This window comes from Terriglobia bacterium (assembly GCA_020073205.1).
Taxonomy (GTDB): Bacteria; Acidobacteriota; Polarisedimenticolia; order Polarisedimenticolales; family JAIQFR01; genus JAIQFR01.
This window is the reverse complement of the sequence record JAIQFR010000125.1, coordinates 1-12,292: the sequence shown is the minus strand read 5'-3', so window position 1 is coordinate 12,292 and position 12,292 is coordinate 1. Positions and strand designations below refer to the sequence as shown.

The following is a 12,292-nucleotide window of genomic DNA, read 5'->3' as shown; positions in this document are numbered from 1 at the left end:
GGAGGGCGCCGCCGGCCCGTCCGGCGACCCGGCGACGACCTCCGTTACGACCTCGAGCTGGAATTCCAGGAGGCGGTGCGGGGCCTCGAGACCCGGATCAAGGTGCCGCGAACCGAGAAGTGCTCCGAGTGCGCGGGCCGCGGGGCGAAGACCGCCGATGGCATCAGGCCGTGCCCACAGTGCGGCGGGCGCGGGCAGGTCGCGTTCCAGCAGGGGTTCTTCACCCTCACCCGTCCGTGCGGCCGCTGCCGCGGGGCGGGACGCATCATCACCTCCCCTTGCTCGAGCTGCGAGGGGAGCGGGAGAGTTCGCCGGGAGCGCACGCTGACCGTTCGTATCCCCGCGGGCGTGGACGAGGGGATGCACCTCCGGCTCTCCGGCGAAGGGGAAGCGAGCCCCGACGACGGTCCCCCCGGCGACCTCTACGTGGTCGTCCACGTGGCCGCGCACCCGTTCTTCCGGCGCGACGGGAACCACGTCCGGTGCGAGGTGGTGGTCGGTTTCGCCCAGGCCGCGCTGGGGTCCAAGGTCACCCTCCTTACCCTCGACGGCGAGGACGAGTTCGAGATCCCGCCGGGGACCCAATCCGGAACGGTCTTCAGGCTCCAGGGCAAGGGGATCCCGGCTCTCGAGGGCGGCCGCCGGGGCGACCAGTACGTGTCGGTCCTGCTGCGAACTCCGACGCGGCTCACCTCGGAGCAACGCGAGCTGTTCGAGCGGCTGGCGAAGCTCGAGGGGGAGGAGGCCGCAGGCCGGGGCCTGTTCCATCGGGTGAAGGACATCTTCAACTAGCGAGCGCGCCGGCGACGGCGGCGCGCCGCGCGGATCGGGCCCATGCGGCACGAGACCCCGTGGATCGCGATCGTCTTAGAGGCGCCTTCCGGTCTGGAGGAGGAGCTCGCGGCGGACCTCGGCGCGTCGAGCCTCGGGGTCGAAGCCGCGCCGGCAGGCTCCGGCACGGTCAGGCTCCGCATCTACCTTCCGGGCGCACAGGATCCCGGGCCGGTCCTCGGCCGGACGGCGCGCGCTCTTCGCGCCCACGGCGTCGATCCCTCCAACTGCGAACTCGGAGTCGAGGGGGTGGAGGATGGGCGGTGGGTGGAGCGGTACCAGGCGTCCCTTCGACCCCTCCCCCTCGGAGACCGGTTCGTCGTGATCCCGAACGGGATCGCGTCCCCGGGAATCGGACGGGACCCGATCCTCCTGGTCCCCGGCCGGGCCTTCGGGACGGGCGAGCACCCGACGACGCGGCTCTGCGCGGCCGCGCTCGAGCGCTACGTCCGTCCGGGGAGCCGGTGGCTGGACCTCGGGACCGGAAGCGGCATCCTCGCCGTAGTGGCGGCGAGGTGCGGTGCGGGGGTCGTCGAGGCCGTGGACGACGACGACGACGCCGTCGACGTGGCGCGGGAAGTCGTGGAGGCGAACGGCGCCGCCAGCCGCGTGAGGATCCGCGCGGGATCCGCGGACCTCCTCGCGGGTGCCGCGCTCGACGGGTGCGTTGCCAACGTCGCGACGCGCTACTTCGTCGAGCGGGCCGCGGAGGTCGCGGCGGTCCTTGGCGTCTCGGGAGTCCTCCTCTGCTCCGGACTGCTCGGCGACGACGCGGATCAGGTGTCGCGAGTGCTGCGTGTCGCGGGCCTTGAGACCGTCGAGCGCCGGGACGAGGGGCCCTGGTGCCTCCTCGTCTCGCGCCGCGGGGCGGCGTCGTGACGGAGCGGGTCCGCAGGGTCCACCATCCCGGGGTGGCGGGAAGCGGGACCGAGGTCGTCCTCGACCCCGAGGAGACGCACCACGCGACCCACGTTCTGAGGCTCCGGCCGGGTGATCCGGTCTCGGTCTTCGACGGCAAGGGACGCGAGTGGGGCGCGGTCCTCCTCGCCGTCGGCCGCGCCGGCGCCACGGTCCGGATCGCTTCCGAGCTGCCCGGCCGGGCCGATCCCGTGCTCGGCGTCACGCTGTTCCAGGCCGTTTGCAGGCCGGAGCGGATGGAGTGGGTGATCCAGAAAGGGACCGAGGTCGGGATCGACGCGATCCGGCCCTTCCTGGCCGGTCGATCCGAGGCCGGGAGCCCGTCCGGCGAGCGGCTCCGGCGCTACCTAAGGGTGGCCCTGGAGGCGGCGAAGCAGTGCGGTCGGAGGTCGGTGCCGGTGGTCGCCGAGCCGATCGAGGCGGTACCGCCGCCCCCCGAAGGGGCCTGCGCGCTCCTGCTCGATGCAGGTCCCGGGTCGCGTCCGCTCGGGGAGTACATCTCGGCGCCCCGACCTGCCGAGGTGTGGCTGGCGGTCGGCCCCGAAGGCGGGTTCGAAGCGGAGGAGACGGCGTTCCTCGTGGCGTCCGGATGGCACCGGGCGAGCCTCGGCCCTCGCACGCTCCGCACGGAGACCGCCGGGGTCGTCGCGGCCGCGCTGGTGCTGCACGCCTGGGACGATCTCGGCTCGGCCTCCCGAGCAGGTTGAAGCGGGCGCCTGCGCGTCCCTATAATCCCCGCCCAGGCGCCCGAGACCCGCTCGTCCTGCTCGCCGGCCAGTCCGGCGTCGGAGGCCCGATGTCCTTCACTCCTAGCAAGCTCATCTGGATGAACGGCAAGCTCGTTCGCTGGGAGGAGGCGCGCATCCACGTACTGTCCCACGTCGTCCACTACGGGTCGTCCGTGTTCGAGGGGATCCGGTGCTACGACACGAAGCGCGGTCCGGCGGTCTTCAGGCTCCGCGAGCACGTCCGGCGGCTGTTCGATTCGGCGCGGGTCTACCGGATGCCGATCCCCTTCACGCCGGAGCAGACGTCCGCTGCGTGCCTCGAGACGGTGAAGGCGAACGAATTCCGCGCGTGCTACATCCGTCCCGTGGCGTTTCGAGGCTACGGCGACGTGGGGGTGAACCCGCACGGCTGCCCCGTGGACCTCGTGATCGCCACGTGGTCGTGGGGAGCCTACCTGGGTCCGGAGGCGCTGGAGCGCGGGGTCGACGTGCAGGTCTCGTCGTGGACCCGGCTGGCGCCCAACACCCTCCCGGCCCTGGCGAAGGCCGGAGCGAACTACGCCAACTCTCAGTTGATCAAGATGGAAGCGATCGCCAACGGCTATGTGGAAGGGATCGCCCTCGACACCGAGGGCTTCGTGAGCGAGGGATCGGGCGAGAACCTCTTCCTGGTGCGTGACGGGAGGCTCGTCACCCCTCCGCTGGGCGCGTCGATCCTCCCCGGGATCACCCGCGCGAGCTTGATCGTCCTGGCCCGGGAGCAGGGGTTCGACGTGGTCGAGGAGCGGATACCCCGGGAGGCGCTCTACCTCGCCGACGAGCTGTTCTTCACCGGTACCGCCGCGGAGATCACGCCGGTACGGACCGTCGACCGGATCGAGGTCGGCCCCGGCCGTCCGGGACCGGTCACCCGCCGGCTCGACGCCGCGTTCCGCTCGATCCTCGCCGGCGATGCCGAGGACCGGCACGGCTGGCTCGAGCCGGTCCCCTGACCTGCCCGCTTGCCTGCCGTCCGATTTGACTCCCGCCGGGAGCGTCCCTAGATTCAACCTCCGGGACGGGCCGATCCCGCCCGCCGACTGCCCGCGAGGCAGCGAGGAGCCGCCGTGCATATCAACGACCTGCTCAAGATCGCCACCGATCACGGAGCTTCCGATCTCCACCTCAAGGTCGGCAGCCACCCCGTGATCCGCGTGGACGGACGGCTGATCCCGCTGACGGAAGAGAAGCGGCTCATGCAGGAGGACAGCATCGCGATGGCCTTCAGCATCATGAGCGCCCGTCAGAAGCAGAAGTTCAAGGATAATTTCGAGATCGACATGGCGTACTCCGTCCCCGGGCTCGGCAGGTTCCGCTGCAGCGTCTTCCAGCAGCGCGGGACCGTCGGGGTCGTGCTCCGCGTCATCCCGGTCCGGATCCTCACCATCCGCGACCTCCTGCTCCCGCAGGTCCTCGAGCAGATCGGGGCGGAGCGGCGCGGGCTCGTCCTCGTGACCGGGACGACGGGATCCGGGAAGTCCACGTCGCTCGCGGCGCTGATCGATTACATCAACTCCACGCGCACCGAGCACATCATGACGATCGAGGACCCGATCGAGTTCCTGCACCGGGACAAGAAGAGCCTCGTGAACCAGCGCGAGGTCGAGGTGGACACCAAGTCGTTCGCCACCGCGCTCCGGTCCGCGCTCCGGCAGGACCCGGACGTGGTCCTGGTGGGCGAGATGCGGGACTACGAGACGATCGAAACGGCCTTGACCGCCGCCGAGACCGGCCACCTCGTGCTGTCCACCCTCCACACCCTCGACGCCACCGAGACCGTGAACCGGATCATCGCCGTGTTCCCGCCGCACCAGCAGAAGCAGATCCGGCTCCAGCTCGCCGCGGTGCTCAAGGCCGTCGTCTCGATGCGCCTGGTGCCGCGGGCCGATGGGCAGGGCCGCGTGCCCGCGGTCGAGGTGCTGCGCTCGACCGCCTACATCCGCGACTGCGTCGAGAACAAGGAGAAGACGAAGCTCATCCACGACGCCATCGCGGCGGGGACGTCGCAGTACGGGATGCAGACGTTCGACCAGTCGCTCTACCGCCTGTACAAGAACGACCTGATCTCGCTGGAGGAGGCGCTCCGCCAGGCTTCGAACCCGGATGAGTTCAAGCTCAAGGTCGCCGGGATCCAGTCCACCTCCGACATCTCCCACGAGGAGATGGAGCGGACGATCCACTCGCCGGGAACGTCGGCGGAAGGCGGGATCGACTCGCCGTTCGAGTACTCGAAGAGCTAGAATCGGCGGCATGCCGACGGAGGATCGCGGGAGAGAGGCGCTCGACCTGGCGCTCGGCCTCGTGTCGCGGCGGCCCCTGACCCGGACCGAGGTCCGCGACCGCCTCGTCGCCGCCGGGCACGACCCGTCCGAGGCGAGCGCGGCCGTGGATCGGCTCGTCGCCTCCGGCATCCTCGACGACGCCCGGCTCGCCTCGCACTATCTCCTGACCCGCTCGGAGCGGCTGGGACACGGCCGCGAGCGTCTCACCGCGGAGTTGCTGCGCCGAGGCGTCGAACCCGAGGTCGTCGAGGGCGCGTTCGACCGGGCCGTCGCCGACGGCGACTTCGACCCCGGAACCCAACTCGCCCGCGAGGTGGAGCGGCGGGTCGCCGGCGCCGGGGGCGCGCTCGACCGGAAGCGGTATGCGCGCGTGTATAATGCGCTGCTCCGCGCCGGCTTCGACCCCGGGGCCGTCGCGGCGGCGCTCGAGCGGTACCGCTCCGACGCTGGGGACTGACCCCCGGCCCGTCCGGGCCGGCACCGTGCGGGCGCCTCCGAACCGACCAAGAGGACCACCACCATGACCTCGGCCGAGACTCGACGCGCGTTCCTGGAGTTCTTCGCCTCCCGCGGCCACCGGATCGTTCCCAGCTCCCCCCTGATCCTTCCGGCCGACCCGACCCTCCTGTTCGCCAACGCGGGGATGAACCAATTCAAGGACGTGTTCACCGGGAAAGAACGGCGGGACTACCGTCGCGCCACCTCGTCGCAGAAGTGCCTGCGCGTGTCGGGCAAGCACAACGATCTCGAGCAGGTGGGCAGGACGCCCCGCCACCACACCTTCTTCGAGATGCTCGGGAATTTCTCGTTCGGCGACTACTTCAAGGCCGACGCCGTGACACTCGCGTGGGAGCTCGTCACCCGCGTGTTCGGCATCCCGCAGGAGCGGCTCTGGGTCACCGTGTTCGGCGGCTCGGAGGCGGTGCCTGGAGACGAAGAGGCGCTCGCGCTCTGGCGCGATCGCGTCGGGGTGAGGCCGGACCGGATCCTGCGCCTCGGGGAGAGGGACAACTTCTGGCGGATGGGGGACACCGGTCCCTGCGGGCCGTGCAGCGAGATCCACTTCGACCTGGGAGAGGACCTGACCTCGGTCCCGGGCGAGTCGAATCCCGCCACCGACGAGCGACGGTACGTCGAGATCTGGAACCTCGTGTTCATGCAGTTCGAGCAGCACGACGACGGGACCTACTCGCCCCTCCCCGCGCCGAGCATCGACACCGGCATGGGGCTCGAGCGGGTCACGGCCGTCGTTCAGGGGAAACGCAGCAACTACGACACCGACCTGTTCGTTCCGGTCCTCGACGCGACCGCGACGCGCGCGGGAACCCGTTACGGCCGCGACGCCGAGGCCGATTTCTCCCTCCGCGTCATCGCCGACCACACCCGGGCCCTCTGCTTCCTCGTCGCGGACGGGATCGTGCCGTCCAACGACAAGCGGGGGTACGTTCTCCGGCGGATCCTCCGACGGGCGATCCGTCACGGGCTGAAGCTGGGCGTGAGGGAGCCGTTCCTCCACGAGGTCGCCCCCGCGGTCCTGGACTCCCTTTCGGGCGTCTACCCGGAGCTCCGCGCGGCATCCGACGCGATCCTCGAGGTGGCGCGACGCGAGGAGGAGCGTTTCGCGGAGACGATCTCGGCCGGGATCGATCTCCTCGAGCAATCGATCTCGGGCCTCGGGGATGGACTCCGGACGCTCCCGGGCTCCGAGCTCTTCCGTCTCTACGACACGTTCGGGCTCCCGCTGGACCTGGCGCAGGACATCGCCGACGAGCGCGGCGTCGCCCTCGACCTCGCGGGTTTCGAGCAAGAGATGGCGCGGCAGCGCGCGCGAGCGCAGGCGTCGTGGAAGGGCGCCGCGACACGAACCACGGGGCAGCGTGGGACTTGGATCCCGACCGAGTTCGTGGGCTACGACGCGTTGGACGTCGATGGCGCGAGAGTCGTCTCGGTGTTGGCGGTTGCGGAGGGCGACGCTCAGCACCTTCCGATCGGTCCTGGCTGCGAAGCCGTGGTCCATCTCGATCGAACTCCATTCTATGCAGCGGCTGGGGGGCAGGTCGGCGACACCGGGGTGATGGTCGGCTCGAGATGGAGCGGCCGGGTCCTCGATACCTACAAGAACGAGAGCGGGAACATCTGTCATCGAGTCGTAGTCGATGAAGGCAACTTGGATGTGAACGACACCGTGAAAGCCTCGGTCGATGCCTCGCGCCGTGCCGCGATTCGGCGGAACCACACCGCGACGCATCTCTTGCACGCGGCGCTGCGGGAGGTGGTCGGGACCCACGTCAAGCAGGCCGGCTCGCTGGTGGCGGACGACCGGCTTCGATTCGACTTCACCCACTTCGCCGCGCTCACCGATCGCGCCCTCGAGGACCTCGAGGCCCTGATGAACCGGAAGGTCCTAGAGGACCTCGAGGTGGGATCGGAGGAGCTGGCGCTGGACGACGCTCTCCGCACCGGCGCGATGGCGTTGTTCGGAGAGAAGTACGGCGACCGCGTGCGGGTGGTACGCGTCGGCGACTTCTCCACCGAGCTTTGCGGCGGGACCCACTGCGGGCGCTCGGGGGAGATCGGCCTCGTGAAGGTCCTGCAGGAGCGGGGGATCGCGGCGGGCACGCGGCGGATCGAGGCGGTCTCCGGAGAGGGCTCGCTTGCCCGGTTCCGTGACGACCAGCGCGTGGTCCGCGAGCTGGAGGATCTGCTCGCGGTCCCGAAGGAGACCGTGGTCGTCGAATTACGGAAGCGTATCGAACACACGAAGAGGCTCCAGCGCGAGCTGGAGCAGCAACGAATCCGCAATGCGCGCCTCGAGCTTGCCCGGGAGGCTTCCGATCCCCACATTGTAGACGGGGTGAAGGTCGTGGCCGCGCGCGCCGACGCCCTCTCGCCGCAAGAGGCACGGGTCCTCGCCGACGAGTTGCGACGGAAGCTCGGCTCCGGCTGCGTTGTCATAGGCCGGGCGGACGGAGCGAAAGCGTATCTGCTGGCCACGGTCACCCGTGACCTCGAGGACACGCTCCCGGCCGGCGAGCTGGTCCGGGAGCTGGCGAAGGTGGTCGGCGGCGGAGGCGGGGGGAAGAAGGACCTCGCCGAGGCCGGAGGGAAGGATCCAGCGAAGCTCGACGAAGCGCTGAGTATCGAGTCGCTCTCGCGCGTCTTCAAGATGATCCGGGAGAGGAAGCCACCAAAATGAAACGGAAGCTCCCCTGGGGGGGGACGGCGGCGGTCGCGATCTTCGCGCTCCTTGCCGCCGCGCTTCCCGCCCCCGCGGAGGAGCTTCTGTACTACGTCAAGGACGGGGCGATCGTGGTCACGAACGTGCCCGACCACCGTGATGCCCGCCCGGTGCCCGGATTCGAATCGACACGCCGACTCGGCCGCGGCGCCCTCCCCGTGACCTCGTTCGACCCGTTCATCGAGCGAGTCGCTCGCGAGAACGGGCTCGACCCGTCGCTCATCAAGGCGGTGGCCCTCGTCGAATCCGGGTTCGAGCCCAAGGCGATCTCGCCCAAGGGTGCCCGGGGGATCATGCAGCTGATGCCCGCCACCGCGAAGCGCTACGGGGTCACCGACCTTCACGATCCGTATCAGAGCCTGAGGGCGGGAGCCCGACACCTGCGCGATCTCCTGGACGAGTTCGGGGGGGACGTCACGCTGGCGCTCGCCGCGTACAACGCCGGGGCGGGCGCGGTTAGGCGCTACGGCGGCGTGCCCGCGTACGCCGAGACGCGCGACTACGTGGCCAGGGTGCAAACGAAGCTGGACACCGCCGGCCGTCGGCGCGCTCCGACCCCCAAGCCCGACCCGGATTCGCTAGGGGTCACGCTGCGCATGAACCCCGACGGCTCCGTGGTTCTGACCAACTGACCCCAAGGGTCCGGACCGGCCTGGGGACGCCGAGCGTCGCGCGCGCACGCGCTCGACCGCCGACGCCAGGTCGATCGCTCCGCTCCCCGTCGCGTCGTCTTGGCCGGGTGGAGGAACGTCGCGGCAGGTCTCGACGAGGAGCCGCTCGATGTCGTCCGGCTCGAGGGACGGATCGGCCTGGATCAGGAGCGCCGCGGCGCCGCCGACGAGGGCGGCGGCGAACGACGTCCCCGTTCCGATCGTGTAGCTTCTCGGTCCCGAAGCGAGCGCGTAGGGGATCGAGACGCCGGGGGCGGCGAGGGTCGGGAAGCGCGAGGCGCCACAGAGGCTCGGACCGCGGGAGGAGGCTTGCCAGACCTCGCCGCTCGCCAGGAGGCCCGCCACCGAGAAGACCGGCCCGCCGTCGGGGTAGGTCCCGGCGAGGCTCGCCGGGGCCTCGGCGCTCGAGGGCCTCGGTCCCGCGTTTCCCGCGGGGAAGACCACGAAGATCCCGGCGGCCTTCCAGGCGTTGATGAAGGGCAGGTCGAACGTGCCGCACCTTCCCTCGGAGTGGGACCATGCGTTGACGAGCACACGGGGGCGCGCCACGCGCAGCACCCAGTCCGCGGCCAGCGTCATGCGGGCTCGGGTGTAGACGTTGCGGTAGTTCCCGAGCGCGCTGGCCCACCGCGCCCCGGGCGCGATTCCCACCACGCGCTCGCCGGGCCCGCCTCCGACGGCGAGGGAGAGAACGGCCGTACCATGGCCATGGCTGTCCGCCGCCCGGGTCGAGCCCGAGACCGGGTCGAACCATCCGCGGCTCCCCTCGAGGCGGCGCCCGACGAGCTGCTCGTGGTCCTCGAGCACCCCGGTGTCGATCGACGCGACGACGACCCCGGTTCCGTCCAGCCCCTCGCTTCGAAGCACGTCGGCGCCCATGGCACCGACCGCCCAGCTGACGAAGCGTTCGCCGAGGGAGGCCGCGGCCGGAGCGTCCTCCTGCTCCCCGCTGGGAACGGTTCCCGACGTCCAGTCCGGCAGCACGCGCGCCACCTCGGCGTTCCCCGCGAGCTTCAGGACCGCTTCCGGCCTTCCCTCGACCAAGACCCGGTTGACGATGGCGACGGGGGTCCAGGATTCGAGCGCACCCGTCCGGACCATCGCGTCGAGGTCGGGGGCGATTCGCGCCTGCTGGCGCTCCGCCGTGCGCTCGAGGGCCCCGATCACCGCCCGAGAGCGGGATCGCAGGTCCCTCCCGGTCAGGGCCAGTTCGCGACGGAGCGCGGGGAGGTCCACCTGATCGGTGAGGTCGAGCATCGCGCTCACCCGCTCCCCCGTCGGCGCCGCTCGAAGCCGGGACTCGAAATCCCCCTCGAACTTCGCGCCGAAGGAAGCCGGCTCGCTCCGGACGATGGGCGGCGACAAGGGCTCCGCGACGGGCCGCGGCCCCGGCCGGCCCGCGCACCCCGATGAGCTCATGAGCCCGCAGATGGCCAGGAATGCGAGGGGAATGTCCAGGTGAGCGCCGGCTCCGGGGAAACGGACCTTGCGCCCGAGTCGTCGGGAGTCGCTCATCGGATCAGCATATACGACGCCGGGACCCCTTCGAGTCGCGGACCCAGGGTCCGCAAACGCCCGGTCGCGGCGGAAGCAGTTGTTGACAAGGCCCTTTGAACGTAATAGAAGTTGATCGAGAAGCCGCTCAAGGACAGGCTCGTGGGCTCGGGGGGGGGAAGGATGAGCCGCCTAGTCAAGAACGCGGCAGCGGGAGGGGGGGAACTCCTGCCGTCGAAAGTACCGCGGGTCGAGGAGGGCGCCGCCGAGGAACGGGCGTCCGCGCGGCTCGGGTCCTATCTGCGCCGCCTGAGGGGCGGGTACGGCTACACGCTCCGCCGTGTCGAAGAAGCCGCGATGGCGCTCGGCGAGGTCATCGACAACTCACAGCTCAGCCGGTTCGAGAAGGGGAAGGCGATTCCCTCGTTCGACAAGCTGCGCGCCCTCGCGAGGATCTTCAACGTCTCGGTGCAGACCTTCTCGGACGTGCTCGATCTCGAGGAGTACGAGGCATTCGAGCCCGAGTCGGGCGGGTTCGACGAACTGATTCGGGAGGGTGCGGGGCTGTTCGCCGCCGGGGAGCACGGCAAGGCGTTCGTCACGTTCGAGCGGGCGCTGAACGTCGCGCTGGAGGAGAACGACACGCCCGAGCGCGCCGAGCGCGAGGCGCAGGCCCGCTGGAGCATGATCACGTCGCTTCGCGCCCTCGGGAAGCTCGCGATGACGGAACGCGAGCTTCGGGAGATCCTGAAGTCGCGCTCGAGGCTGAGCCCCGTCACGCGAACCCGCTCGGTGCTGGAGCTGAGCTACGTCTACCGCGAGCAGGGCGATCTCTACCTGGCGGGGGTCCTCGCCCACGAGGCGCTGGAACTCGCCCTCGGGGCGGGGGACGTGAAGACGCAGGCGGGAGTGCTCAACACGCTCGGCAACATCCACCACGACGAGGGTGAGGCCGAGCGCGCCCTCGGATACTACCTGCGCTCGATGGAGGTCCTGGACGCCCTCGGCGGGCAGGACAAGCTCCGGACGACCGTCACGACGAATCTCGGCGGTTGCCTCGTGGAGCTCGGCAGGTTCGACGAGGGGATCGCGCGGCTCCGCCAGGCGCACGCCAAGGCACGCGAGCTGGGGTTCCGGCGGGTCGCCGCGCTGTCGCTGACGCGCCTCTCCGAGGCGTTCATGCGGCGCGGCGAGCGGGACCGAGCCCTTCAGGCTCTCTCGGAGTCGGATGCGCTCGCGTCCCGGCCCGACGAGGCCTACCAGGACATCTTGTTCCTCAACTCCTATCACCGTTGGCAGATGGCCCGTCAGGACGCGAACCCGACCCGCGAGAAGATCGCCTTCGGGCGCCTGCGCCACCTCCGCTCCCTGCTCGAGCGGCGTTTCCCCGAGGTGGACGAGTTCGACCGGCACATCGAACGGATCGGGAGGGTCCATGCGTACTCACCGTAACCTCCTCGCGGCGATCGCCCTGCTCGCCGCCACCGGGTACGCCTTCGAGGTGCGCGCCGAGGTTGCGGCGGAGACGGACGTCTCCGGCAACTACCTCAGAACCGCGATCATGGCCGGCCCGTCGACCAAGCGGCTCAAGATCTGGTCGGTCACGCGCCTGCGCCCGCTCTCCTATGCCCTGAATCCCGGAGGCGACGTGAACGGGGACCTCTGGCCCCTCGTCGCCGAGAACCCGCACGACGCCAATCGTCCGTGGGTCGTCTGGAGCCGCTACACGGGGGCGGGCTACGATCTCGCCTGGGCCCGCTGGCTGCAAACCGGATGGACTCGGCCGGCGTGGGTGGAAGAGCCGGGCGAGGCGGCCCACGGGGACGATCTCGAGCCCCGTGTCGCGTTCGCCTCCACCGGGAGACCGTATCTGGTGTGGTGGCGGAACGAAGGGGGGATCGGCCGCGTCTATCTCAGCATCTTCCTCGAGAGCCGGTGGATGGCGGCCTACCCCGTCTCCTCCGAAGGCGTCGACAGCCGCTCGCCGGTGATCATGCTCCTCGACGACGGACGGATGCAGATCGACTACGACACCCCCGCGGGACACGTCGTCGACTTCGTGACCCTGAACCGCCCGCTGTCGATCACCGA

At 70.4% G+C, this 12,292-nt stretch carries 11 protein-coding genes; 10 read left to right on the top strand and 1 reads right to left on the bottom strand.

Features of this window, described 5'->3' with window-relative positions; genetic code table 11:
- From LAO51_18055 to LAO51_18020, 8 genes are all read left to right on the top strand, one after another.
- The coding region (locus tag LAO51_18055; protein ID MBZ5640645.1) for a molecular chaperone DnaJ at positions 1-792 on the top strand (792 nt) is incomplete at its 5' end.
- Positions 793-834: 42 nt separating this feature from the next.
- Entirely contained in the window at positions 835-1,710 is an 876-nt protein-coding gene (locus tag LAO51_18050) for a 50S ribosomal protein L11 methyltransferase (GenBank protein ID MBZ5640644.1), read from the top strand.
- A complete protein-coding gene (locus tag LAO51_18045; GenBank protein ID MBZ5640643.1) occupies positions 1,674-2,456 on the top strand; it encodes a 16S rRNA (uracil(1498)-N(3))-methyltransferase in 783 nt (260 codons plus the stop codon). Before LAO51_18050 ends, LAO51_18045 begins: the two co-directional genes overlap by 37 nt.
- 89 nt (positions 2,457-2,545) lie before the next feature.
- Entirely contained in the window at positions 2,546-3,469 is a 924-nt protein-coding gene (locus LAO51_18040; protein MBZ5640642.1) for a branched-chain amino acid transaminase, read from the top strand.
- A 114-nt stretch (positions 3,470-3,583) separates the two neighbouring features.
- The gene (locus tag LAO51_18035) at positions 3,584-4,756 is read left to right on the top strand and encodes a type IV pilus twitching motility protein PilT (protein ID MBZ5640641.1); all 1,173 of its coding nucleotides are present in this window, start codon (positions 3,584-3,586) and stop codon (positions 4,754-4,756) included.
- A gap of 10 nt (positions 4,757-4,766) precedes the next feature.
- Positions 4,767-5,255 carry a recombination regulator RecX gene (locus LAO51_18030; protein MBZ5640640.1) on the top strand — a complete coding sequence of 163 codons (489 nt, stop codon included), beginning with the start codon at positions 4,767-4,769 and terminating at the stop codon, positions 5,253-5,255.
- A gap of 63 nt (positions 5,256-5,318) precedes the next feature.
- A complete protein-coding gene (alaS, locus tag LAO51_18025) occupies positions 5,319-7,994 on the top strand; it encodes an alanine--tRNA ligase (GenBank protein ID MBZ5640639.1) in 2,676 nt (891 codons plus the stop codon).
- Entirely contained in the window at positions 7,991-8,668 is a 678-nt protein-coding gene (locus tag LAO51_18020) for a lytic transglycosylase domain-containing protein (GenBank protein ID MBZ5640638.1), read from the top strand. The genes alaS and LAO51_18020 overlap by 4 nt, the downstream gene beginning before the upstream one ends.
- On the opposite strand, the gene LAO51_18015 is transcribed toward LAO51_18020, so the two are convergent.
- The gene (locus tag LAO51_18015; GenBank protein MBZ5640637.1) at positions 8,615-10,222 is read right to left on the bottom strand and encodes a S8 family serine peptidase; all 1,608 of its coding nucleotides are present in this window, start codon (positions 10,220-10,222) and stop codon (positions 8,615-8,617) included. The genes LAO51_18020 and LAO51_18015 overlap by 54 nt on opposite strands.
- A gap of 162 nt (positions 10,223-10,384) precedes the next feature.
- On the opposite strand from LAO51_18015, the gene LAO51_18010 reads away from it, so the two are divergent.
- Positions 10,385-11,653, top strand: coding sequence for a helix-turn-helix transcriptional regulator (locus LAO51_18010; protein ID MBZ5640636.1), 1,269 nt, complete (start codon positions 10,385-10,387; stop codon positions 11,651-11,653).
- Positions 11,637-12,292, top strand: a 656-nt coding sequence (locus LAO51_18005; GenBank protein ID MBZ5640635.1) for a hypothetical protein, incomplete at its 3' end; no start/stop codon positions are given. The genes LAO51_18010 and LAO51_18005, both read left to right, overlap by 17 nt.

Bases quoted from the DNA above. Each gene is read 5' to 3' on its own strand.
- LAO51_18030 (MBZ5640640.1), top strand. From the start codon at position 4,767: ATGCCGACGGAGGATCGCGGGAGAGAGGCGCTCGACCTGGCGCTCGGC.
- LAO51_18010 (MBZ5640636.1), top strand. From the start codon at position 10,385: ATGAGCCGCCTAGTCAAGAACGCGGCAGCGGGAGGGGGGGAACTCCTG.
- LAO51_18020 (MBZ5640638.1), top strand. From the start codon at position 7,991: ATGAAACGGAAGCTCCCCTGGGGGGGGACGGCGGCGGTCGCGATCTTC.
- LAO51_18050 (MBZ5640644.1), top strand. From the start codon at position 835: ATGCGGCACGAGACCCCGTGGATCGCGATCGTCTTAGAGGCGCCTTCC.
- alaS (MBZ5640639.1), top strand. From the start codon at position 5,319: ATGACCTCGGCCGAGACTCGACGCGCGTTCCTGGAGTTCTTCGCCTCC.
- LAO51_18015 (MBZ5640637.1), bottom strand. From the start codon at position 10,222: ATGAGCGACTCCCGACGACTCGGGCGCAAGGTCCGTTTCCCCGGAGCC.
- LAO51_18040 (MBZ5640642.1), top strand. From the start codon at position 2,546: ATGTCCTTCACTCCTAGCAAGCTCATCTGGATGAACGGCAAGCTCGTT.